Source organism: Ruegeria sp. AJ12 (assembly GCF_056536245.1).
The window spans coordinates 3,537,136-3,560,157 of record NZ_JBQFJJ010000001.1 but is presented as its reverse complement, the minus strand read 5'-3'; the positions used below and the strand labels follow the sequence as shown (position 1 = coordinate 3,560,157).

The window sequence follows — 23,022 nt, the reverse complement described above, 5'->3', positions numbered from 1 at the left end:
CATTCAAGATCAAGTGAGCGCAGCGAACGGCATCTGTGGGTGGCTCCTGCATTGCAAGTGTTTTCTGGTGATTTTTGCGGTCGTTTTCGTCAGTACCGTCGTCTGTCCGGCCTGTTTATGTTTTGGCATTGCCTCCACTGGCCCTGATGAGTTCCGCAAGCGAGGTTCCAATCGGCTTATCGACCTCAGAGGGCCGCTGCCGTTCCCGGAGTGTCCTTGCTCTTGGTTGACTTACTTCCGCATCATCACTTCAACGTCTTGCATCTCGTGGGCAATCGGCGCGGTTAGAACGCAGGCTGCCGGTATTCCTGTTTCTTCGTGAGCATTGCCCAGATGGCCCGAGCGGCCTTGTTGGCCATGGCAGTTGTTGCCAGTCGGAACGGTTTGTCTGCGATGATCTTTGCTGTCCACAAATCGACCTTCTCTGGCGAACGTTTCGCCATCACAGCGCGCGATGTCATACCTACGACCAACAGCTTGCGAATGTAGCGATCACCTTGCTTTGTGATCTTGCCCAGACGTTCCTTGCCACCGCTGGATTTGTTGAGCGGGGTCAGTCCCAACCACGCTGCCAGATCGCGTCCAGTCCGGAACTGTTTTGCATCGCCAATCGTAGTGACAATCGCCGACGCCGTGATCGGGCCGATACCAGGCATACGCATCAATCTACGCGCATCTGCATTCAGAAGGGCATGTTGCTGGATCATCTTAGAATAGCCATCGATGCGTTCGTTCAGGCCGAGGAACTGATAGCACTGGATACCGAGCATGCCATTGGCGATCTCCGGCATTTCTGGATGGTCGCCATCAAGGTGACGCTTTGCAAAAGCCGTCACGGCTTCGATCCCGATGGGCAAGATATGCCCAAACTCACGCAAAAGGCTGCGGATCATGTTGGCCAGTTGGGTGCGCTGCCGGACGGCCAGATCTCGAGTCCGGTGGATTGAGAGAATGGCTTGCTGCTCTTCCGTCTTGATCTCGACAAATCGCATTGTCGGTCGACGGACCGCTTCACAGATTGCCTCAGCATCAACGGCGTCGTTCTTGCCGCGCTTCACGTAGGGTTTGACGTATCCAGCGGGCATGAGCTTCACGTCGTGCCCCAATTTGCGCAGCTGACGGCCCCAGTGATGAGACGAGCCGCAGGCTTCCATGCCAACCGTACACGGTGGCAACGTCTCAAAAAACGCCAACAGCTTCGCGCGTTTGATCGCCTTGTTGAAGATCACACGGCCATTCTCCGAAATGCCGTGCACTTGAAAAACATCCTTGGCCAGATCGAGGCCGACGGTCTTTACTGTCATTGGGTGGCTCCTTTCCTTGCAGTCAATCACAACTGCACTTTGGCACATTCGATGCCGGTGGAGCAGGAGCCACCCACCTCATCCGCTTTGGGCCGTTCTATCGATTTGCGGTATGGACTCGGTTATCGAGAGTTGCAGTGACGCGATCGTAACATCTAGTTTTGAACATTCGACAGCGCTTCAAGGCAAAAACTGAGGTGTGTGTTCTTTGGTAACGCGCAGTATCCATTCGACTTTATCGCTTTTGTCGGAGCGGCACCTCCTCCAATCAGAACGAGCAGGAAGTCTTCCAAAGGTGGTAAATGTGCTTCCGAGTTATCAGTTATCTCAGCGATGGAAGCCGTTTCAAGCGCACCGAAAAGGGAGATGGTGATAGGGCCTTCGGCACCAGTGGGGTATTCGTCAAGGTAATGGTGCTCGCCCCAACCAGGATAAAGGAAGACGCTTTCGTAGTAATGCTGCGCCAATCTGTCATACTGAATGCCTAAACCTGCTTGCTCAATTTTCCCATTGCGCACAGCGTTATAGATTTCTCTGACTTTATCATGGACCTCGGGCCATTTGTTGGCTTCAACAGTCGCGCTAAATGAAAGGAGTGCTTGGTTCTTCTTCATGACTCTAAAATCAGAGCGTGGATCGTATGCCGCGCGCATTTCCTGTCGGATTGTCTGAAACATCTTGGAACCCTGGCCGGCTCCTATGTAGTCAATCAGAAGATTTGACCCGATCTGGTCGTTGTCGTCGGCAAACTCTTCAGCTTTTGCGAACAGGATCAACATTTCAGTAGAATCTGGATCAGCGAAGTGAACAGTACCAGTTGGCAATTCAAAAGGCTTCTCTTCTGCGCCGAGTAATGCGTCGACCCATTTCGCAAACGGGAGTCCCCAAGTCGCCGTCGCTTTGGGAAGTTTTTGGACAAGCCGTACCGTGCGGCGCTCTACTTCTTGATCTTCCGATCTCAAGATTGCCTGAGAGGGATGGCCAAAACGAAATTCACCGCCACTCTCTTCGGCGGCTGCATCACCGGGTTCATACTCAAGGAAATCTGCAATTTCATTCAGAACGTCTGATGGCATTCTGGTTCTGGTGGAAGTGTTGAGGCTGAGTTTTTGGAGTGCTCTTGCATACCAGCCGCTGGTGTATTCCGGTTTAAGCAAAAGGTTCTCTAGATGAACGAGCGTTTCCGGAAAAACTTCATCCGGAGCTGAGATGGTTAGCAACAGATTTTGTCCATTTGTACCGACCTGCTGCTCTATCCCATTTAGTTTTAAGAACTCACGGATTTCATATGACGAACGGCTCGATGTCCCTCCTGACACGACACTTGAGAGACCGGCCTTCAATGCAGATACACGTTCCTTGGTTGAACGATCTATTGGCCAAACAAGTGTTAGTGCTGAAAGGCCGTTTTGAAGGGGCGAAAGGGTAATCAGCTTTGCGTCGCCAGATGTTGCAACAAGCTCTGCTCGCAACGGCTGCGGTGACAGCATGCAGAGTACAACCAATAGAGTTAAGATGAGCTGGACTTTGAATGCTTGCATGTCAGTCTGTTTTCTCGGCCAGGATGACAGAGGTTGCCGATGGTTTCATAGCCGTTTCTGCGAAATCAATAACTTCTTGATCTGTGGTTTTGCCGAGTATGTCAGCGAATACTGACGGGCTAATTGGAGGGAAGCCATCGGCTGCCACATTCTTCAGAAAGTACAAAAAGTCTGAGGGCCGACGCGTGGCGATTTGAGCGTTAACTATTTCTTTTTTTCGTGCCTGATTGATCTCTGTTCTGCTGATCGGTTCGGTCAACAAACCGGCCATAACCTCATTTAGTCTGTTGTGCGCCGCGCCCAAGGTGAAACCGGGCATGAGCTGCATATCAATAGTGAGCTCAAGATCAGCGTTCTTTGCAAAGTACCATTCTGAATTGAAGTCAAGAAACCTCTCGTCTTCAAAGTACAAAGCCTTGACCAGCCTCTCTTGCAAAATGTTGATCGTGATGAAGAAGGCGCCTTGCATATCAATGCTGGTTGATCTGTCTTGGAAGTCGACGAATTTTGCGAACTGCACTGTGTCATACGCCAACTTGTCCGACTTTATGTGCTCAACGGACCTAAGTTCTGGATCAGGTTTCTGATCTAACCAAGGCTTTTGAGGAACCTTTGAGGGTTGGGTGTCGCCAAAAACTCGCGCGACTAGTTCAGCGGTTGCATCTGGTTCAACCATACCCGACACGATCAGAGTAACATTGGATGGAACATAGTGTTCCTTGTGGAACTGATAGGCCTTCTCAAGAGTCAACTTGGGTAAATCTTCAACGTCGTTGTTTGCACGACCGCGCAGAGTGCCATACAGATTTTGAAGTGCCTTTCGTCTCAACCATCGATAGGGTGACTGTCTTTCGTGAAGCAGTGTTTCACGTTGAACGATGTCAATTTCACTTTCCGCAAAGCCTTCTGGCAACTTTGGTGTGTCAAGGACGGCACGAGACAGCCGCAACATGGTTTCTAGCTCAGCAGGAGCGCCAGTGTTGGTGTAAACCGTTGATACATTGTATGTCGTTGCGTGGACATCGCGCTCCCGAGGTCTTCTAAGAACTGTGAAGTCGGACGAAAAAGCGGCCAGATGCTCGATCAGATGAGCCGTGCCAGAAGGTTCCGGATCGTCATATGCCCCCGATAGAACGATCAACTGCACATCTACACGGTGGAAGCCATCTGTCGGAACAACATAGGCTGCGTGCAACCCGCCTTTTTCAGAAAGCGGCATGACGCTTTGAGCATGTACCGTCCCACAAACGATCAAAAATGCCAGCGATAAGAAACACTTAGCTGCGTGCATAATAGGCCTTTGACAATATCATCTGAGGAAATGAGCCCCTGCCTGTTGGAGAAGTCGGAAAGCGACTTTTCTTTGCATAATAATTGCGTGAAATTAATCGAATTGAAAAGACCGTGCTTTCAGAGTCCGCGAACAAGACGTGCGACAAATTATTCGCCCGTCGCACGTTCGGCTTTTTTCGAGCTACTTTGCGTCCGTATTTTAACCGCGCCGAAAGACATGCTCCAGATGGAGACCTGGTCCGCGACCTTTTTTATGGAGCCAACATTGCCAGTGTTCGGGTTGTCGCAAAGCAACCAGATCCGCATTTAAGTCCTTTGCAGTGATTGCATCAGACCAAACTGAGTTGTTTGGATAAACCGACGGGATCATATTTCTTGACGGATCTGTTGCAAAGTTTTGCCGTTTGACGCTCTTAGATTTAGCGAGTTGATGGCTTTTTGTAATTTCAAGACGAAAGTTGGTTCATGATTTCCTTCAAAGGCGCACATTTTCAGAATGATGTGATCCTGTTCGCGGTGTTCTTCTGTGTCCTTTTCGGCGTGTTGTATCGCGATCTGTAAGAGATCATGCACGAGCGAGGCGTTGCGGTGGATCACACCACGCTGGAGCGCTGGGTGACACGGTATGCAAGCGCGATCACTGAAGTTGCCCGTCATTGCAAGGGTCAATGCGACCGCTCTTGGAGAATGGATGAACGAACAGCAAAGTGAAAGGTACGTGGATCTATCTTCATCGAGCCTTAGACAAACAAGGTAAGACGCTCGATTTCATGATTTTAGAACGTCGCAACAAGCTGGCAGCCACAAAGCTCTTCGCCAAAATGCTGGAGGTCAATGGTCTTCCACGAAAGATTGTTATCGACAAAAGAAGTGCCAACACTGCTGGCATCAAGGCAATCAACAAGATGCTTGCGGGCTTTGGCTGCCCAACCCCGATCGAGATGGTCAGTCATGAATATTTGACGGATGTATTTGACAAGAACTTTTTGAGGCACCGGGCCCTTGTCTTTGGGTGAGCTACTAAGGTGCGACGGGCTTTGCCATCGGAGATTTCTGTTTCCACTTTTTTACGAAACGCCGGTAAACCTCTTCCGCGTGACCGACAGCTTCTCTCTCCCGATCGCGCACTGATTTGAGGCTGTAGTCGGCAGCTGAGCCTTTCGTTCTTCCACCGCGGTGAGAGGGGTAGCCAGCGGCCAGTTCCAGCTTTCTCAGCTTCCAGTTCAACAGAGCGGGACGGCTCCAGATAAATTCTTCGTCCTTGGAGAGCATGTGCCAGATGACCACTGTCAGCTTCCGCGCTGTTGCCACCGCCGCGATTTGGTTGCCCCGCTTTTCCCTGATCCTCCGAAAGAAGGCTCTTAGTGGTCCGGGCGTACGGGACACCGACCAGGCTGCTTCCACCAGCATCGCCCGTGCATGCGACCGTCCCTGCTTAGTGATCCGGCCATGATAGGCGGCTTTGTCTCCAGATTGGCGTACCCGGGGATTGAGACCGAAATAGCTGACGAGCTTCTCCGGAGACGAGAAGCGCCCGATATCGCCAATTGCCGCCAGAACGCTCAGAGCGACGATCATGTTGACGCCGGTGATTGTCATCAGCTGTTTCACGCGCGGCTCCTGAAGTGCTGTCTGTGCAAGGTCTTCGTCGATCTGTTTCAACTCGAGACCGAGACGGTCCAACTCACCGGCATGACGGAGGATGACGCGCCGCTGGTCTTGCGCGACGGGTTGTTCCGCCAGCCATTTCCTCCCACGCTTTGTGAAAAGAGACGCATTGTACGGCGGGATCAGATTGGCATGCAGTACCGAATGGATCCTGTTCTTGAGGCGGGTCATTTGGGAAACCAGCTGCACCCGCTCAGCCACGACCCGACGCAGCCTTTCCGTTTCTTCATCCGGCATCCAGACTTCTGGCAGAAAGCCACTGGCGTGAAGCTTCGCCAGAACACTTGCATCGATCTTGTCGGTCTTGACTTTGGCCCAGGCGATGGAACGAACGAGCAGTGGGTTTGAGATGATAACTCGGCTCACAAAAGGGGACAGCAGCCGCACGATGGCCTTTGTGTTGACTGTCGCTTCCAGGACGACCTCGTCCTCCACATGCAGCCGCTCTGCAAACTTCAGGATGTGTTCTCGCTCAAGCTCGAGGCGACCGGCATCCCGAATCTTACCATTCTCCAGAATCGCCACCTGAGCAAAGGTGCGATGCACATCAAGCGCAATGACTTTCATGACCGGCTCCTTTCCATGGTCAGCAACCAAGGGAGCCAGCGGGCTACACGACAACTACGGATCCGCGCTCGCAGCGCAACCGGGCAAGTCGAAGGGGCGGCCAGATAACAACTCGAGCTCGCAGCTCATCAGATACTTCGGCCTGCCCGCCATTCGTGCTCCCAACGCCCCAATCCCGGTGGACCAATAGTAATCCACATCGAAGCCTTCAGAACCTCCGATTGAAACGTCGCGATCATTCATGCCGGATAACGACATCGTCGAACAAGACTATCATTTCATCAAGAGATGAACTCGCCCGATGCTCGGCTTTAAGTCCTTTGTCACTGGCTCGGCAACACTTGCTGGCATCGAGATGTCGCACATGATCCGTAAGGGTCAACTCACGCCCGGAGCCTGTCCTTTTAAACAGTTCGCTGAGCTGGCTGCCTAACTTCAACGCGATCTCCAAGACAGCTCGGCGTGCTAGTAACTTTGCAACAAAGCCGATTTAGAGTCCGAGGTCTGACAAACCTGGGTGGTCATCTGGTCGGCGACCCTGTGGCCAGTGGAACTTGCGATCTACCTCTTTGATCGGAAGGTCATTGATGCTGGCGAAACGGTTGGCCATCAAACCATCTTCGTTGAATTCCCAATTCTCGTTGCCGTAGGACCGGAACCAGTTTCCGCTGTCGTCGCGCCATTCATAGGCATAGCGGACCGCAATCCTGTTGCCGGTGAAGGCCCAGAGTTCCTTGATCAGGCGGTATTCATTCTCGCGTTTCCACTTGTCGGTGAGAAAGGCCTGCGCTTCGTCGCGGTTGGTCACAAAATGGGAACGGTTCCGCCACTTGGTGTCTGTGGTGTAGGCCAGCGCGACTTTCGCGGCATCGCGCGTGTTCCAGCCATCTTCAGCCAGACGGACTTTTTCTCGGGCTGTTTCTTCGGTGAAAGGTGGGAGGGGCGGGCGGCTCATGGTCGATTCCTTTGCATTGAAGACTGCGTCAGCCTCCAGGGGGGGTTAAAAAGACTGATCGGTACTGTTATTACCTCTGCGCGACCCCTAAAGTCAAACCTTTAAAAGAGGGTTTTCTGTTTTACTTGGCTTTTTGGGCAAAATCAGTATACAGAATGACCAGTATCTTCAGAGACGAAAAATGCGACCTTCAAAACGCGAAGAACTTGTAAGCAAGGCCCTGGATGTCTTTTATCGAGGTGGTTTTCACGCGACCGGCATGGACATGATCGTCGAAGAAACGGGTATTTCAAAGACCGCGATCTACAACCATTTCAGAACCAAAGACGATCTGATCCTTGCGGTCTTGCGACGTCGTGACGAGGTTTTCAGGAACTGGCTTTTCAAGCGTATGGCCGAGTTGGGAACCTCGGAAGTTGACCAACTTGCCGTAATGTTTGACGCGCTTGGCGAGTGGTTCAACGAGCCTTCGTTCAAGGGCTGCATGTTCATAAAAGCAGTCGCGGAGTTTCAAGACCCTGACCATCCGGCTTTTAAACACTCTGTTGAACATAAATCGCTCATTGAGGCGCATCTATTCACCTTGGCCAAGAAAGCCGACCTGCAGGATCCGGAAACGCTTGTTAAGCGGCTCCTTATTCTCAAGGAAGGCGCAGTTGTTGCTGCGCAGTTTGGGTCAATCGAACGACCGGCTGAAGAAGCCAAGGCAACTGCACGCATTCTGATAGCGGCGGCCAAACCGCATTAGGGTAGGGGGCGTATCGCCCTCCCGCATGATGTCAAAGCGGTGATAGAGGCTTGCGACGTCGTAGACTTCGACTTGGGCAAGCGGGACACCTCGGCCGTGGCCGCAATGTCGGATGCAGAAATATGGCTGCGTTTGTCCTGAATAACCTGCCGCCCTTTGGGCGGCAAAGGATCGCGGCGCTTGTACCTTTGGGGGCAACTTGATCCATCATTGCGTCTTATTCGATCGGGTTGTTTTTCTACTGGAAAGCTGGCGAGCCTTTACAGCTCGCCAGAGGATGGTCCCTGATAGTGGAGTGCTGGGACCACAGGGAGACACCCTATTCAGCCGGAACTGCGTCCGGATGGGTCGTCTCTACATGATGCCGTGATGCGACTGGTTTCACCATGAGGTTGGCAAAGAAGGCAATCACAAGCAGGGCAGCCATCGCGTACATCGTTGTATTGTACAGAGATGGTGTTGGGTCGACAGTGCCCGCCGGGGCGATTTCCATCAGTCGCGCAATGGTAACCGTGTTTGCGTCGACCAGTTCCCGCAACTGAGTCAATGGCGCACCGAACCGCTCTGCGAACGCGGTAGGATCCACCTTCGACGCGAGATCATTGATCGCATTGTTCCGAGACAGATCACGCAAGTAGGTGATTGCAAATGGCCCAAGAACACCCGCGGTTGACCAGGCAGTGAGAAGGCGACCGTGGATACCGCCAACGTGCATCGTACCAAACATGTCGGCGAGATAAGCTGGGATTGTCGCAAACCCACCGCCATACATCGTGAAGATGATCATCGTTGCGATGTAGAACCCGATCAGCGCGGTGGTACCCCCCAGGCCTGCCCAAAACGGGATCGAACAGTACAGGATCGTGCCGAGAACAAAGAAGCAGTGATAGGTGTTCTTCCGCCCGATGAAGTCCGATGTAGACGCCCAGAAAAAACGCCCAACCATGTTGAAGACCGAAATCATCAGAACGTAGGTTCCGGCAAATGCTGCGGTGACGATAGCAAGGTCTCCAAAGATTTCGTTGATCATCGTTTTGGCAACTCCGATCACACCAATCCCCGCAGTCACGTTAAAGCAAAGGACGACCCACAACAGCCAGAATTGGCGTGTCTTTAGAGCCTGATCGATATGGACGTGGTTTTGCGTTACCATTCCTGATGCCGATGGTGCCGGTTGCCAGCCTTCAGGTTTCCAACCCTCACGCGGCACGCGGTACTGAAATGCGGCGATCATCATGACGATGAAATAGCCAATACCCAAAGTCATAAAGGTCGATGCTGCACCGGTGTTCCCGGTTCCAACCACGTAGACGCCTGCTTCGCCACCGAATGCGGCTGCCTGCTGCGCAGAGGCAACGACGATCTCGACTTTGCCGGCTGCCGTTTCCGCAAAGCGACGTCCACCTTCTGTTATGAGATTTTCAGCACTTTCTGCTCCGAGGTAGTCCGGGGCCTTCTGATAGACGCTGAGCAACCAGCCAATCAGCGGTGCACCAATCATTGCGCCACCGCCAAAGCCCATGATCGCCATACCGGTTGCCATACCCCTGCGGTCCGGGAACCATCTGATCAGTGTCGATACGGGAGATACATAACCAAGCCCGAGGCCAGCGCCACCAAACACACCATATCCCAAGTACAAAAGCCAAAGTTGATGCGTCGAGATACCAATGGACCCAATAACAAAGCCCCCGCCCCAGAGGGTTGCCGCGACGACGCCCACATACCGGGGACCGACTTTCTCCAACCACTTTCCGCCGAAGGCTGCCGCAAGCCCAAGCACCACAATGGCAACCGAGAAGATCCAAACCACCGACGACAGGCTCCAGTCGCTTCCCGATGAGGCCACAACCCCGAGTTCGCGTGTCAATGGAGGGTTAAAGACCGACCAAGCGTACACGGAGCCGATGCACAAGTGAATTGCGATTGAGGCCGGTGGAACCCGCCACCTGTTGTAGCCGTCCGGGGCCACAATATTTTCTTTGCGCAGGAACCCAAGAGGCCCGCTGACAGCATCTGACATGAGATAGCTCCTCCCTACAAAACAGGGGCTCCTCGCCCCCTTAAGCGGAGCTCTCAACGATAACTGTCTACTGCAGTATGCCGCAGCCCCGCGCATAGGTTGTTAAGAGGTTCTTGACCTTGTCAACGTATGTTTAATATAAAAAACAATGAGTTAGAAGATATGCGCCGCATCGCAGAAAGGTAAGATTGACCACTAATTCTGCCAATTCCGAGCACGTGGTCGGACAAAATGTCCAGGAATAGTGAGGACCGAGTAACTTAAGCGTCCAAGATGTCTGCGGCAGGGCACCAAACAAAAAACTGTGTGCCTAGCCCCTCAGCGCTCTCTACCGTGATCATCCCGCCAGCCCGAGCAATCAAAGCCTGGCTAATTGATAACCCCAATCCGGTTCCTTCAGCGATCTTCGTGGTGAAAAATGGGTCAAACACCTTGTTCAGTCGTTCTGCCGGGATCCCTGGACCGGAATCGGAGACCACAATTTCCGCGCCAGCTTGCCCATCTCGTTCAGCCGGGCGCGTGGTGACTTCCAAGGTTCCGCCGTCGGGCATCGCTTGAGAAGCATTGATGAACAGATTTACAAGCACCTGCACCAACTCGGATGCGATTATCTGGATCGGCGGGGCAGGGACATGAGAAATTATTGGTTCGATACTGTGTTTTCGAATATCTGCCATGACGAGAACAAGCGCATCCTCGGCACAGTTCTCTACGTTGACATAAACTGCCTCATCTGAGATTTCGCCGGGTCGGGAGAAGTTCAGCAGTTTACCGACAATGACATTGATACGATGCGTCTGCGCGTCGATGAGATCCAGTTCCAATCTGTGGTCGTTTTCAACCTCTTCAGACATCGAGCCACGCAATACCTCCAGATTGCCTTGGATGACCGCCACGGGGTTGTTGATCTCATGAGCCACACCGGCGGTTATTTCTCCGATAGAGGCCAGTTTTTCGGACATCACGAGTTGCTGGAAGGTGGCTTCAAGCTTCTGATTGGCCTCCCTTAGTTCCTTTGTACGCTTGTCGACCTGCTCATTCAGCGTCCCCGCATAACCGCGGAGCTCTTCATCACGTTCTTTGACCTGGTCCAAAAGACGATCAAGATGTCGGGCAACAGTCCCGATCTCATCTTGGGACTGTCCCTTGCCAATTCTAGCTTCAAGATCACCTTGTTCGGCGCGTGCCATAATGGCTGTCATCTGCTCCAAAGGTGAAAAGATGCCGCGTGCCAGTCTTAGGAATAGCGGAACGGAGATACACAGGACTGCGAAAAAGGCGAAGATGAGTGAAAGAATGGTCGTATTGCGCTGCGTGGTGAAGGGGGATTCCAAGAACCCGGTATAGAGCATCCCGATACGCTCACCCGCGACATCAGTGACCGGAACGTAGCCCGAAATATACCAATCGTTGACGACAAAGGCACGATTGAGCCATGGATGCCCATCACGCATGACCTGGTTCCAAACGACTTCTGACACCCGCGTACCCAGTGCCCGTTCTCCTTCGAAGAGGCGAACATTCGTACTTATCCTTACATCATCAAGGAAAAGGGTGGTGGTCCCTTGGCGAGTCTCATCGGATTCTTCGTCTCGGTAGATCAACGCATTCATTGTGTCGATCACATCAAGGTTTCGATTTAATAGCCGTCCCCCCACCAGCACGGCATCGCTATCGCTCGCCCTGTGGGCGGCCAAAAGCATCATACCCCTTGTCTCAACCTCTTTTTCGATGGGGCGTGCTGCCTCAGTAGGGACCAATGGGATCTCGGCCAGAGTTGCCAAATCTGGCGAAATCGCATTGAGCTCTTGGTCGGAGAATATCGCCAGCCCGGCACTTGGTTCATCCGGTAAAGCTAGGGAGGCTATAGGAAGCGCACTCAACGGAAAATCCCGCCCCTCAATCTCACCGTAGAACAAGAGATCAAGCCCCATCCTTGCGCGTTCCGCTTCTAAAATACCTGCGAGAGCAGTGTCTCCGTCTGCAAGAGCGGCGGCAAAGCGAACAGACCGGGCCAGTGCCGCGACATCGGACGCCTGCGTTGCTTCGATTCTACCAAAATACTGTTCTGCGACCCTGAGATCGCTCGCAACCTTGGCCAGCAGCAATTCATCGAACTTGTTGATCCAGCGGACCATCGTCACACCCAGCAGAAGAGGTAACAGAACAACCAACGGCAGGAGCGCTAAGATCAGAAGCCGTATCCGAACAGAGCGCACTGCGGGGACTAAACGCCCCATGCCTGACATTTTCGATCAATGGTTTTTCTGGCCAATCCCAATCTGCGGGCCGCTTCAGCCCGGTTACCTGAGCAGGCATCTAACACAGCAAGGATGTGGCGGCGTTCTACAGCGGACAGGCTTTGTGCCTCAGACCCTTGCGGACCAACTTCAACGGCTGCTTCAAATGTTCCTCGGATCAGCGCCCGTTCAACAACGTTGCGCAGTTCCATGACATTTCCGGGCCAAGGATGTGCCATGAGTTGCCGTCGCGCCTTTAGAGTAATTTCCGGTGCGACAATTCCCATACGCTCACAGAGTTTGTCGCGAAAAAATTCAGCAAGAACCGTGATATCCTCGATACGCTCTCTCAAGGGAGGCAGGGGGATTTCATCGATGTTGAGCAAGTAATAAAGATCAGCTCGAAATCGGTTCTCATCGACCAGTTTCCTAAGTGAATGTGTCGCCGAGCAGATCAAACGGACATCCAGCGGAAAACTACGCTTGGCTCCAACCGGTCTGAACTTCCCATTTGTCAAACATTCAACCAGAAGATTCTGGCACCCAATTGAGAGGCGGTCGACATCTTCAAGAAACAGTGTCCCTCCGGCGGCATTGAGCAGCAATCCGAGTTGCTGATCTCCAACATGCCCCTCAGCTGACACGCGCCCGAACAGGCTCTCCCTGAAAGCATCTTCATCCAACCCATGGCACTGCAGCCATACGAAGGGGTGGTCGGCGCGGCCTGAGCGTGCATGAAGCATACGCGCTGCTATTTGTTTGCCTGAGCCGGTCTCTCCATGAATGACGGCATGTGCGTCAAACACAGCAGCACGGTCTATACGGTCCCTAACGCCCTGGATGGGCTCTGAATTGCCCAAAAGCGCATGCCTGTGTCTGAGCAAATCCTGCCCAGTTTCAAGTTCGTTTCTAAGAACACTATTCTGCCGCTTGAGGTTTGTTCGGGTAAGATTTTGAGCGATTGCATTCAGGATCTGATTGGAGCGGAAAGGTTTGAGCAGGAAATCCGATGCACCCGCGCGAATGGCAGCTATTGCTATTTCCAGGTCAGCATATGCAGTCATCAGGATCGTGTCTGAAAAAAGACCAACCTTTTGCTGTTCGGCCAACCACTCAACACCTGTTTGGGTTGGCATAACATTGTCCAATATGATGATGTCATAGTTGGATTCATCCAGCCGTTTCGTGGCGTCTTGCGTATCGCCCGACACGTCAACCTTCGCACAATAGTTCGAAAGAGTTTTTTCAAGGAAGTTCCTCATGCCTGGCTCGTCATCAACGACCAGGACATTTGCGCCGGACAGGATCCCGTCGAACCCATCCAATACTCCCTTGGTTGCGTTGCTTAGGCTGAGCTGGCCATCCTCCATGCTATCCTCCCCGAGACTACGCACCTTCTCGAAAAACCTCATGGGCCATCTAGATAGGGCACGTTTTATTACTGATTGGTCTTTTATCTCTCGGCTCTTTTATGAAAAAAGTCAACTTCAGGTCAAAACAGAGCCAACAAAGGAGCACCGTAGCACTAAAATCAATCAAGGAACATTCTGTCAATTTAAGGGTTGATCAGTTTTACCGCGCCTTGACGGGTTGAAGTGAAAAAGGTTGTTCACAGGTAGGTAAAAACGGGTCGTCAGCTTGGACTCCGTGGCAAGTTTCCACTTTCTCGGCAGCAATCATGAGGCAAATGGCCCGTACGGACAAAGATCCATCCGCCGGGAAAACTTAGCGTTTCCATACGCAGTTATTGGCAAAAGCACTAAACTCAGTCTTAAAAAGAACAGATCAGTCTTTTTAGTCCTCGATCAAGTTTTATCAAATTCCAGCCCACAGGGCGCGATGATGGCCCGTTCTCCACTTTCAACATTGATTGAAAACTCTGCATTTGAATAAGACCATCGACCAAACGGTGCCTAACCCCCTGTTCATGATGGCATTGGTGTTGAACACCGACATGCAGCGAAGGGTGAAATCAGGGACCGAACACCAGAAGGCCGGCGCTACCGCATGGCCGCGCTCAAGTCGCCTCGCCGGTCAAGCTACTTCAGAACAACAGACCCGTTCGGAGTGTCGATGTTTGCCACAAAGCGGTGTTCATCAGCCTTTCGCACCGGCACGTCACATCCGATCGCATCATACACCGTTCGCAACTCCTCGGCGTTTGGGTCTTCAACCGAAAAATCAACGAGGCTGACACCGCCAGGCGCGTTTGCGGCGGGATGGGGCGAGTTTTGCCAATCAATAAAGAAAGGCAGACGATCCGGCCAACGATCATCCGATACCCACAGAATAGACCAGTCAAGCCGCTCGTCTTCGGGGGTGTTGCGGCTCATGGCCACCGGCTCGCTTACATTTAGACCAACGCCGCCCGCGCTGCTGGCAACACCGGTCAGATCGTTTGTTGCCAAGGCAAACAGCCAAAGTTTCGGAGCGGGCAAGGCCGCAAGCTGACCGCCAAGAGTTCCTTCTAGATCCTGGGTCGGATCAGGCGAGATGACCTCAATGTACGTCGTTGGTGACAAACTCAAAAGGGCATTCCGTGTGCCGAGGCCGGGATGTCTGCCGCCCATCATCGGTTTGACGCCGGTCATCTCCGCCATGAGTGCGACACCGTCGTCCAGATCAGGGGCCGCCCAAAGCAGATGGTCCAAGGTTACAGGCATTGAGTTCTCCATGGCTGTTTTTTATTGAGAAGCGGAGTTGCTGTCGTACCGCCGGTGACCTCGTTCAATGCAGAGGTTCGCTCCACAAAAAGAGCAAGAAGCTATTCCAGTTTCATAATGGCCTGAGCGACCTGTCGTACACGGTGCCTGTCACTAGAGTTGTTCAAATCGAGCGGGCCTGTTTTGATGACGATCGCATGGGTCAACAGGCCCAGAATGGTTTGCATCATGATCCCGATCAGATGCGCGGGATCCTTGCAGCCGCGGGCCTGTAGGTCTGACCCGAGGTGTTCCAGCAGTCGCGCTTCGATCAAACGCCTGACGTCGCGCAGCGGCTCCCAAAGCTCCCTGTTGACGTTGATGTTTTCAACCATCGCCCGATAGGTGCCGTGGTTGATCCGAAACTCTTCTATCAGCGCGTCGATATAGCGGTCGACCACGTCTTCAAAGCCGCAGCCAGCGCAATCCACCGCGTTAAAACGGGCGCTCGCGGCCTCAAAAAATGCGGCTGTTAGCCGAAGCATGACAGCCTCTTTCGATCCGAAATGGTGATAAAAGCTGCCCGCTGAGACACCAGATTTCTTTATGATTTTCGAAACATGGGTGGCTTCGTACCCAAGCTCATTGATCAGCGCATCTGTCGCCTCAAGCACCTTTTGCTCTGTCACCAAACTGCGCTGTTGCTTCTTTGGTTCATGCTGATCGGTTGACATGTCTCGGCCTGATTGCAAGAAAATACTAGAATTAGAATACTAGTTCTAGTAGTGACGTGCAAGCTTTTACCTGGCCGCGATGCCCGGTGCCACGGAAAACAAGGAGGATAGAAAGATGTTCAGGACCGTTTTCGCAGCAGCCATGATGACGGCTTGCGCCACGACCGCCATTGCCGAGGTCACATTACGTGCAACCACGGCCGCGCCACCAAAGACACCTTGGGTGACACGGCTGGAAGATATGGCGAAGGACCTTTCCAACGCATCGGACGGGGCCATGCAGATCGAGGTTTTTCCGTCCAGCCAGTTGGGAACCGACGTGGAAACCTTGCGCCAGGTCGTGCGCGGGCGAATCGACATGGGGCATTTTTCCATCAACGCTTCAGCCTCCATCGTGCCCGAAGTGGCTCTGATGGCATCGCCTTTCTTTTGGGACACCACGGCGCAGGCCGACTGCGCAATTGACAATCACCTGACCGAGATTTTCTCTCCTCTCTTCGAGGCGAAGGGTCTGAAAATCGTCGAATGGCAGGAACTGGGTTGGCAAAACCTGTTTGGCAAAGAACCGATGCTGGAACCCGGAGATGTCGCTGGTGTCAAAACCCGTGTAACGCCTGCGGAAAACCATGATATTTTCTGGCGCAACACCGGCGCGAATGGTGTGCCGCTGCCTTTCAGCGAAATTGCGACCGGGCTTCAGACCGGGCTTGTCGATGCAGGTGAGTTGCCCATTATTCCATACGTGGCGGCCGGGGTTGGCAAATTGGCCCCGCACATGATGGAAACACGTCACATCTACCAGCCCTCCCTGCTTGTGATCAGCACCAAGGTCTGGAACGGACTGACCGAAGACGAGCTGCAAAAGTTCAGCGCGTCGTTGAGCGATGCGGAAGAGCTACGCCAATCGGTGCGCGGGGTGTCGGACTCTTTCGTCGCAAAGCACGCGGAAGACGGCGGTGTCATCCACGAGCTCACCAAAGAGCAGCGGAACGCATGGGCCGCATTGTTTACGCCCGAACTGCAGCAGGAGCTGATCGCGTCTATCGGTGGGCAGGCGGCCGAGGTCTATGACGCGGTGGTTGCCGCGCGCGACGCGTGCACTGTCACCCAATGAAGCGTTTTCTGGCCATCCTTTTGGTCATTGAGACACTGGTCGCGGGGGTATTCTTTGCCCTCGCCGCCACAATTCTCTTTGCGGATGTTGTGATGCGAGAGCTCTTTGAAACTCCAATCTGGGGTGGCCAGCGCATTTCGGTGTTTCTGGCCAACAGCGCCGCTCTGATCGGGTTGGGGGTTGCCGCCGCATTGAACCGGCATTTGCGCCCGGCGGTGTTGGATGCGGTGTTTCCGGAACGATTTAGTCACGTTGTTGATACGATCGGGCATTTGGTTTCGGCCCTGGTTTTGTTTGCTGGCGCATGGTTCGCGCTGCAATTGGTAGCTGAAAACCGAGAACTTGGCTTTACCGCGCCGCCCCTGAAAATCCCGATCTGGATCCCTCAGATGGCACTCTTCTACGGCCTGACCTCTGCCGGCCTGAGATATCTGTGCTTCGCGCTCAGGCCTGATCTTCAACCCAAAGATATCGTGACACACTGATGCCGGCCTCTGTTCTTTTGCTGATCACCGTTTTGGTTCTTCTGGCGTTGCGTCAGAATATCATGGTCATCTTGGCTGTCGTGGTGGCCTGGGTGCATCTGTACTGGGGTGATGGCGACCCCATCTACATGCTCGAAGATGCCTGGGCCGCTATCGATAAAGAAGCCCTGCTGGCCATTCCAATGTTCCTGTTGGTTGGTGCTGTTATGACCCGTGGGTCCATCGCCGAACGGCTGATCGACATCATGGTGGCCGTGACAAAGTCTTTCAGGGGCGGATTGGGTGCCGCATCTATCCTGTCTTGTGCCATCTTTTCCGCGATCTCCGGGTCATCCGCGGTCACCCTCTTGGCGGTCGGGGCTGTCCTTTATCCCGCGATGATGGGCGAGGGGTATCCCAAGAAGTTTGCGCTTGGCTCGCTCACCAGCGGCGGGACCTTGGGGATCATCATCCCACCGTCCATCCCGTTGATCATTTATGGAATCGCAACCGAAACATCGATTGTGGATCTGTTCTTTGCAGGGATCATTCCCGGCCTGATCCTGACAGCGGTGATGGTTGTTTACGCCCTTGTCGTGAATCGGGCCGTGCCTTTGCCCAGGGAAAGTGACCGCCCTTCACTCCGGCAGGCACTACGGCGCGGTTGGTCGGCACTTCTCTTGCCTGTCCTCCTGCTTGGCGGCATCTATTCCGGCTATTTCACGCCGACGGAGTCTGCCGCAGTAGCTTTGTTCTATGCTCTGCTGGTCGAGATATTCCTGCATCGCGAACTATCGTGGAAAGACGGTTACAATATTGTTCAGGAAACCATTGCGATGCTGGGCAGCATTATCCCGATCATCGCGATTGCCGTCAGCGTCAATGTTTTCCTGGCGACCGAAGGTGTGCCGCAGATGGCGACAGAGTTGCTGCAAAGCAATATAACGAACCTGATCGTGTTTCTGATCTTCGTGAACATATTGCTGCTGCTCGTGGGCATGATCATGGACACGGTGTCGGCCATTCTGGTTTTGGCACCCCTGTTGATGCCGGTGGCGCAATCCTATGGGATTGATCCGATCCACTTTGGGATCATCATGGTGCTCAATCTGGAAATCGGTCTGCTGACGCCGCCCATGGGTATCAACCTTCTGGTTGCAACCACCGCCTTCAAGGAGCGGTTCCTTCTCATCACCAGATCGGTTTTGCCGTTTATCGGGTTGATGATCATCGTTCTTCTTTTCGTCAGCTTCGTTCCCGCACTCAGTGTTGGGCTGCTGTAGGCACGGGCTCCGCCTCACTGCTGGCCCGGCCGTCACCACCATCAGATAAAGACATCAAAAATGTTCACCGAAACAGAAATCTCCGAGTTCGTCAGCCTCAGACGAGATCTCCATCAGACTCCAGAGCTCTTGTATGACCTGCCAAGAACTGCGGCCAAAGTCGCATCCTGTCTGCGTCGAATTGGCGTTGACGATGTCTTCGAAGGTATTGGTCGCACCGGCGTCGTCGCTGTCATTGAGGGCAAGACCAACACATCGGAGAAAATGATTGGCCTGCGCGCAGACATGGATGCGTTACCTATCGCAGAGACCAGTGGAAAGCCCTGGGCATCAAAATCTGAAGGCAAAATGCATGCATGCGGCCATGACGGACACACGGCGATGCTCTTGGCCGCCGCGCACCACCTTGTAAAAACCCGCTCCTTCAATGGAACCGCAGTGCTGATCTTCCAACCGGCCGAGGAGGGCGGCGCGGGTGGAAAAGCTATGATTGACGATGGTCTTTTTGAAACATGGCCCTGTGACGAGGTCTACGGCCTGCACAATTTCCCAGGCTTGCCAGTGGGCCAATTTGCCACCACACCCGGCCCTATCATGGGTTCCGTCGATGAAATCCGGATCGAGATCAAGGGGCAAGGTGGCCATGCCGCCATGCCCGAAACCACGATTGACCCCATACCAATATCTGCAGCCCTGATTCAGGGCATCCAGACCATCGTGTCTCGCAATATAGACCCGATCGAAAACGCCGTGATATCCGTGACCTCAATTCATGCAGGCGACGCATTCAATGTCATTCCGCCCACCGTGGACATGTTTGGGACCGCAAGAACCCTTAACGAAGATGTTCGCGCCCATGTAGAACAACGACTGGACCGACTGACCTCAGGGATCGCCGGTGCCTTCGGTGCCAAAGCAAGCCTAACCTATTCCCGACTCTATCCGGTCACGGTGAACGACACCAACGCGACGCAGAGGGCGATCCAGGCCGCAACATCTCTGGTCGGTCAAACCGCCGTCGAACCGGAAAAGAAACCCCTTTTGGGCGGGGAAGACTTTGCATTCATGCTGCAACGCAAACCGGGTGCGATGATGTTGATCGGGAATGGTGATACCGCAGCGCTCCACCATCCGAACTATGATTTCAATGACGATACGTTACCGATCGGCGCGGGCTACTGGGTTGCGTTGGTGGAGCAACAAATGCCCCTGACTTAAGAGCAGGGGCATGTCCGGAGTCAGTGCGGTCCGATTTTGTCAGCTGCGACTTGTCAGGCGCGAGTGCATCTCACCACTCATGACACCAAACTTTTATGAGGTGGATCGCAAGCTTCTGACGTTGCTACAGCAGGGCTCATCCCTCAAACTCGATACGCTCGCTGAAGGTGTGAACCTGTGCCGCAACGCCTGTTGGCGGCGGATCAAGCGTCTAGAAGCCGATGGTATTGTGAAGAACCGCGTCGCCATCTCCGCCCCCGCAGCTCGCGTCATTTACTGCCTGTGACTCCTGACCGTAATAACAAATCGGATCATCCAATCGGGGTACGCCGCCATTCGTTTGTATCTCTCGATTTCTGACCGTCAGCAAAACTCGCGTTTTGACCAATTGTAGCGTCACTGTGCCCTTGGAACTGGGACGATTTGGCCGTGATCGGGACGTATGGCGGTGCTCTATTGTACGTAGGTCGACTTGCGTCGGTACTGGCCGGGCGTCATACCCGTGTGTTGCTTGAATACTCGGGAGAAGTGGGCCTGGTTCGCGAAGCCTGCTTCAATTGCGGCTTCCGTCAGGCTTAAATGACCTGCACTGAGGAGTTTTTTTGAATGACTGAGCCTTTGATCAAGCACATAGAGTTGCGGGGTCTTGCCGGTGGCTTTTTTGAAGGATCGGGCGAAGTGATGGCGACTTAGGCAAGACACGTTCGCCAAGTCTTCCAGTGTGATGCGTGTTGCAAGATGCGCCTCGACATATTCGATGACGCGGCGCAGGCGCCGTTGGTCAAGCGCACCATTTCTTGCCGGGATAAGCTGTGCCTTTCTGGGTCCGCTTGCATACCTGCTCATCAGATGGGTCGTGAGGCATGCGCCGATTGTCTCAATACGCAGCGCGCCCACGGGGCTTGGGCTTTTCAGCTCATCTAAAATCGCCCTGCCAAGCTGGTGGATAAATTCATCCTGAAACCCGCCCTCGTAGCGCAGGTTTTGGCCCGTGACGTCCATGTCGAACTCGGACACCGCCATTTGATTGAATGGAACGGCAGGCAGGAAGATGTGCAGCACCTCGTCCATATCGTCGTAAATGCGGATGTTGCGTTCTTCGATCCCTGCGGGGCACAACCAGATAGTGCCGGTTTGTCCCTCGCTGATCTGCGTTTGCCCATCGCCTTTGCGGCGCACCTTTGAGGTGCCGGACAGCAAGATCGCAATTTCCGTGTCGCGCGGCAGGGTGTCAGGCAGATCGCCCGCTTTGTGTTGCCAGGTCTCTGCCAGAACCGTCGACCAATTGCGGTCCACACTCGACATCAGCTGTGTGCCGGTCGTGTATTTTTCTTCGCTATGGCCGTCGATATACATGACTCGCTCCTTTTTTCACTCAAAACAGGGTGGCAGGTTCGCCGGTATGACCTTGTGTGATCCTGCATTGCCCAATCCCAAGGGGCTACGCGCTCACCAGAAATGAGCAACATCGGACAAAAGCCAAGCGCTCCGAGACAAGATCACAAGACGTGTATGTACCACCCTTTCGGACATCTTGTGCGACATCATGTCATAAAAAAACTTGAAGCGGAAAGTATTTTTACTTGAATTGGAAAGTAAATCTGCTGATGCTCTGTCCTGAGTTGCACGCAACGCGCACGCATTGCTGCACCTTTGACACTCCGCAGCGGCCCAAGTCGCTGACCAGAAAAGACAGGGAGATCCTCCAAAATGACCATCAAGCGCCCAACCGTGGAGCAACTTCATGAGATTGTCGCCGATCTTGGAATGACCATGACGCAAGACCGCGTCGCTGAGTTTTTGGAATGTATGGAGCCGAACTTTCAGGCCTATGACCTGATCGAATCGATGCCTGATGAAAAACCGGTTGTGCAGTATCCGCGCACGCCGGGATATCGCCCACCCGCCGAGGAAAATGAGCGGAATGCCTGGTATGTGAAGACGGATATCAAAGGCGCGTCCGAAGGACCGCTGAAAGGCAAGACCGTCGCGGTCAAGGACAATGTGTGTGTCGCCGGTGTTCCGCTGATGAACGGAGCGTCAATCCTGGAGGGGTATACGCCGGACCTGGACGCCACTGTCGTGACCCGGTCTCTGGATGCAGGTGCAACCATTGTGGGCAAAACGCATTGCGAGTTCTACTGCCTGTCGGGCGGGTCGCACACCAATGCAACGGGGCCCGTGCACAACCCACACAAAATGGGGTACGCGTCAGGCGGATCGTCTTCGGGCAGCGCAGTTGTTGTTGCCCTGGAAGAGGCAGACATGGCCATCGGCGGGGATCAGGGCGGTTCCATCCGGTTGCCGTCATCGTTCAGCGGTACCTATGGGATGAAAGGCACCCATGGCCTTGTGCCCTATACCGGCGCGATGCCGATTGAGGCGACAATTGACCACTTGGGCCCCATCACCAATTCGGTCGAGGACAACGCGCTTTTCCTTGAGGTTCTGGCCGGTGCGGATGGGCTGGACCCACGCCAATATGACGTGAAAACCGACAAATACACCGATGCCTTGGGCAAAGGCGTCAAAGGTTTGAAAATCGGTGTGCTGAAAGAGGGTTTTGGCCTCGCGTCCAGCGAAGAGGATGTCGACAAGTCCGTCATGGACATGAGCAAGAAGCTCAAGGATCTGGGTGCCGATGTGCAGGAAATCTCGGTCCCGATGCACCTGATGGGTCCCGTCATCTGGACCCCGATCACGCTGGAAGGTCTGCAATGGCAGATGATGCACGGCAATGGCATGGGCATGAACTGGAAGGGTCTCTATACCACCAGCTTGCTTGATGCGCATTCGGCCTGGCGCGACCGCGCGGACGAGCTGTCGGATTCGCTGAAAATCTCGATGTTCGTGGGGGAGTATTTCATCCGCCAATATCGCGGCCGCTACTACGCGAAATCAATGAACATCCTGCGCCGTTTGACGGCGGCTTATGATGCGGCTTTGGCTGAATGCGACGTGTTGCTGATGCCGACAACGCCGATGAAGGCGACACCCTTGCCTGACCCGGATGCGCCGCTTGCGCTGTATCTGCAGCGCGCGTTCGAGATGATCCCGAACACGGCCCCGTTCAACGCCACCGGCCACCCGGCCATGTCCCTGCCATGCGGCATGAACGATGGTTTGCCTGTGGGGGCCATGCTGGTCGGAAAGCACTGGGATGAAAAGACAATCTATCAAGTCGCGGATGCCTACGCATCTGCATCCAAATAAGCACAAGGGAGAGCA

General features: G+C 53.8%; 18 protein-coding genes and 2 pseudogenes. 9 read left to right on the top strand and 11 right to left on the bottom strand.

Going from position 1 to position 23,022, the window contains the following annotated elements:
- Positions 1-284 precede the first annotated feature (284 nt).
- From ACR3E0_RS17795 to ACR3E0_RS17785, 3 genes are all read right to left on the bottom strand, one after another.
- Positions 285-1,304, bottom strand: a complete 1,020-nt coding sequence (locus tag ACR3E0_RS17795; RefSeq protein ID WP_480476947.1) for an IS110 family RNA-guided transposase — start codon at positions 1,302-1,304, stop codon at positions 285-287.
- 155 nt (positions 1,305-1,459) lie between these two features.
- Positions 1,460-2,845 carry an insulinase family protein gene (locus ACR3E0_RS17790; RefSeq protein WP_480480182.1) on the bottom strand — a complete coding sequence of 462 codons (1,386 nt, stop codon included), beginning with the start codon at positions 2,843-2,845 and terminating at the stop codon, positions 1,460-1,462.
- 1 nt (position 2,846) lies between these two features.
- Complete coding sequence (locus tag ACR3E0_RS17785) at positions 2,847-4,064, bottom strand: M16 family metallopeptidase (RefSeq protein WP_480480181.1); 1,218 nt, start codon at positions 4,062-4,064, stop codon at positions 2,847-2,849.
- Positions 4,065-4,603: 539 nt separating this feature from the next.
- Here ACR3E0_RS17785 and ACR3E0_RS17780 point away from each other — a divergent pair.
- Positions 4,604-5,136, top strand: a pseudogene (locus tag ACR3E0_RS17780) (IS6 family transposase); the annotation flags it as partial.
- 22 nt (positions 5,137-5,158) lie between these two features.
- Here the strand turns inward: ACR3E0_RS17780 and ACR3E0_RS17775 are convergent.
- On the bottom strand, positions 5,159-6,373 hold the full coding sequence (locus tag ACR3E0_RS17775; RefSeq protein WP_480480180.1) for an IS110 family RNA-guided transposase: 1,215 nt from the start codon (positions 6,371-6,373) through the stop codon (positions 5,159-5,161).
- 250 nt (positions 6,374-6,623) lie between these two features.
- Here ACR3E0_RS17775 and ACR3E0_RS17770 point away from each other — a divergent pair.
- Positions 6,624-6,806 (top strand): annotated as a pseudogene (locus ACR3E0_RS17770) (DDE-type integrase/transposase/recombinase); the annotation flags it as partial.
- A 57-nt stretch (positions 6,807-6,863) separates the two neighbouring features.
- On the opposite strand, the gene ACR3E0_RS17765 reads toward ACR3E0_RS17770, so the two are convergent.
- Positions 6,864-7,328 (bottom strand): nuclear transport factor 2 family protein, encoded by a 465-nt coding sequence (locus ACR3E0_RS17765; RefSeq protein WP_480480179.1) that lies wholly within the window; start codon positions 7,326-7,328, stop codon positions 6,864-6,866.
- 181 nt (positions 7,329-7,509) lie between these two features.
- On the opposite strand from ACR3E0_RS17765, the gene ACR3E0_RS17760 reads away from it, so the two are divergent.
- Positions 7,510-8,076 (top strand): TetR/AcrR family transcriptional regulator, encoded by a 567-nt coding sequence (locus tag ACR3E0_RS17760; RefSeq protein ID WP_480480178.1) that lies wholly within the window; start codon positions 7,510-7,512, stop codon positions 8,074-8,076.
- Positions 8,077-8,395: 319 nt separating this feature from the next.
- On the opposite strand, the gene ACR3E0_RS17755 is transcribed toward ACR3E0_RS17760, so the two are convergent.
- The 5 genes from ACR3E0_RS17755 to ACR3E0_RS17735 form a co-directional block, all read right to left on the bottom strand.
- Positions 8,396-10,099, bottom strand: coding sequence for an OFA family MFS transporter (locus tag ACR3E0_RS17755; RefSeq protein WP_480480177.1), 1,704 nt, complete (start codon positions 10,097-10,099; stop codon positions 8,396-8,398).
- A 260-nt stretch (positions 10,100-10,359) separates the two neighbouring features.
- Positions 10,360-12,237, bottom strand: coding sequence for a sensor histidine kinase (locus ACR3E0_RS17750; protein WP_480480176.1), 1,878 nt, complete (start codon positions 12,235-12,237; stop codon positions 10,360-10,362).
- An 89-nt stretch (positions 12,238-12,326) separates the two neighbouring features.
- Positions 12,327-13,709 carry a sigma-54-dependent transcriptional regulator gene (locus ACR3E0_RS17745; protein ID WP_480480175.1) on the bottom strand — a complete coding sequence of 461 codons (1,383 nt, stop codon included), beginning with the start codon at positions 13,707-13,709 and terminating at the stop codon, positions 12,327-12,329.
- A gap of 669 nt (positions 13,710-14,378) precedes the next feature.
- A complete protein-coding gene (locus ACR3E0_RS17740) occupies positions 14,379-15,002 on the bottom strand; it encodes a VOC family protein (RefSeq protein ID WP_480480174.1) in 624 nt (207 codons plus the stop codon).
- A 101-nt stretch (positions 15,003-15,103) separates the two neighbouring features.
- Positions 15,104-15,670, bottom strand: coding sequence for a TetR/AcrR family transcriptional regulator (locus ACR3E0_RS17735; protein ID WP_480480173.1), 567 nt, complete (start codon positions 15,668-15,670; stop codon positions 15,104-15,106).
- A 160-nt stretch (positions 15,671-15,830) separates the two neighbouring features.
- Here ACR3E0_RS17735 and ACR3E0_RS17730 point away from each other — a divergent pair, with 160 nt between their 5' ends.
- The 5 genes from ACR3E0_RS17730 (at position 15,831) to ACR3E0_RS17710 (ending at position 20,080) form a co-directional block, all read left to right on the top strand.
- Entirely contained in the window at positions 15,831-16,829 is a 999-nt protein-coding gene (locus ACR3E0_RS17730; protein ID WP_480480172.1) for a TRAP transporter substrate-binding protein, read from the top strand.
- Positions 16,826-17,314, top strand: a complete 489-nt coding sequence (locus ACR3E0_RS17725) for a TRAP transporter small permease (protein WP_480480171.1) — start codon at positions 16,826-16,828, stop codon at positions 17,312-17,314. The genes ACR3E0_RS17730 and ACR3E0_RS17725 overlap by 4 nt, the downstream gene beginning before the upstream one ends.
- A complete protein-coding gene (locus ACR3E0_RS17720; RefSeq protein WP_480480170.1) occupies positions 17,314-18,576 on the top strand; it encodes a TRAP transporter large permease in 1,263 nt (420 codons plus the stop codon). The genes ACR3E0_RS17725 and ACR3E0_RS17720 overlap by 1 nt, the downstream gene beginning before the upstream one ends.
- Positions 18,577-18,636: 60 nt before the next feature.
- Positions 18,637-19,794, top strand: coding sequence for a M20 aminoacylase family protein (locus ACR3E0_RS17715; protein WP_480480169.1), 1,158 nt, complete (start codon positions 18,637-18,639; stop codon positions 19,792-19,794).
- Between the two features lie 79 nt (positions 19,795-19,873).
- On the top strand, positions 19,874-20,080 hold the full coding sequence (locus ACR3E0_RS17710) for an Lrp/AsnC family transcriptional regulator (RefSeq protein ID WP_480480168.1): 207 nt from the start codon (positions 19,874-19,876) through the stop codon (positions 20,078-20,080).
- A 167-nt stretch (positions 20,081-20,247) separates the two neighbouring features.
- On the opposite strand, the gene ACR3E0_RS17705 is transcribed toward ACR3E0_RS17710, so the two are convergent.
- Positions 20,248-21,150, bottom strand: coding sequence for a helix-turn-helix domain-containing protein (locus ACR3E0_RS17705; RefSeq protein ID WP_480480167.1), 903 nt, complete (start codon positions 21,148-21,150; stop codon positions 20,248-20,250).
- Positions 21,151-21,504: 354 nt separating this feature from the next.
- Here ACR3E0_RS17705 and ACR3E0_RS17700 point away from each other — a divergent pair, with 354 nt between their 5' ends.
- A complete protein-coding gene (locus ACR3E0_RS17700) occupies positions 21,505-23,007 on the top strand; it encodes an amidase (protein ID WP_480480166.1) in 1,503 nt (500 codons plus the stop codon).
- The last annotated feature ends 15 nt before the right edge of the window (positions 23,008-23,022 follow it).

Coding starts and splice junctions, on each gene's coding strand:
- ACR3E0_RS17745 (WP_480480175.1), bottom strand. CDS start 13,709: ATGGAGGATGGCCAGCTCAGCCTAAGCAACGCAACCAAGGGAGTATTG.
- ACR3E0_RS17740 (WP_480480174.1), bottom strand. CDS start 15,002: ATGCCTGTAACCTTGGACCATCTGCTTTGGGCGGCCCCTGATCTGGAC.
- ACR3E0_RS17705 (WP_480480167.1), bottom strand. CDS start 21,150: ATGTATATCGACGGCCATAGCGAAGAAAAATACACGACCGGCACACAG.
- ACR3E0_RS17755 (WP_480480177.1), bottom strand. CDS start 10,099: ATGTCAGATGCTGTCAGCGGGCCTCTTGGGTTCCTGCGCAAAGAAAAT.
- ACR3E0_RS17715 (WP_480480169.1), top strand. CDS start 18,637: ATGTTCACCGAAACAGAAATCTCCGAGTTCGTCAGCCTCAGACGAGAT.
- ACR3E0_RS17730 (WP_480480172.1), top strand. CDS start 15,831: ATGTTCAGGACCGTTTTCGCAGCAGCCATGATGACGGCTTGCGCCACG.
- ACR3E0_RS17760 (WP_480480178.1), top strand. CDS start 7,510: ATGCGACCTTCAAAACGCGAAGAACTTGTAAGCAAGGCCCTGGATGTC.
- ACR3E0_RS17775 (WP_480480180.1), bottom strand. CDS start 6,373: ATGAAAGTCATTGCGCTTGATGTGCATCGCACCTTTGCTCAGGTGGCG.
- ACR3E0_RS17785 (WP_480480181.1), bottom strand. CDS start 4,064: ATGCCGCTTTCTGAAAAAGGCGGGTTGCACGCAGCCTATGTTGTTCCG.
- ACR3E0_RS17700 (WP_480480166.1), top strand. CDS start 21,505: ATGACCATCAAGCGCCCAACCGTGGAGCAACTTCATGAGATTGTCGCC.
- ACR3E0_RS17720 (WP_480480170.1), top strand. CDS start 17,314: ATGCCGGCCTCTGTTCTTTTGCTGATCACCGTTTTGGTTCTTCTGGCG.
- ACR3E0_RS17725 (WP_480480171.1), top strand. CDS start 16,826: ATGAAGCGTTTTCTGGCCATCCTTTTGGTCATTGAGACACTGGTCGCG.
- ACR3E0_RS17790 (WP_480480182.1), bottom strand. CDS start 2,845: ATGCAAGCATTCAAAGTCCAGCTCATCTTAACTCTATTGGTTGTACTC.
- ACR3E0_RS17750 (WP_480480176.1), bottom strand. CDS start 12,237: ATGGTCCGCTGGATCAACAAGTTCGATGAATTGCTGCTGGCCAAGGTT.
- ACR3E0_RS17795 (WP_480476947.1), bottom strand. CDS start 1,304: ATGACAGTAAAGACCGTCGGCCTCGATCTGGCCAAGGATGTTTTTCAA.
- ACR3E0_RS17710 (WP_480480168.1), top strand. CDS start 19,874: ATGACACCAAACTTTTATGAGGTGGATCGCAAGCTTCTGACGTTGCTA.
- ACR3E0_RS17765 (WP_480480179.1), bottom strand. CDS start 7,328: ATGAGCCGCCCGCCCCTCCCACCTTTCACCGAAGAAACAGCCCGAGAA.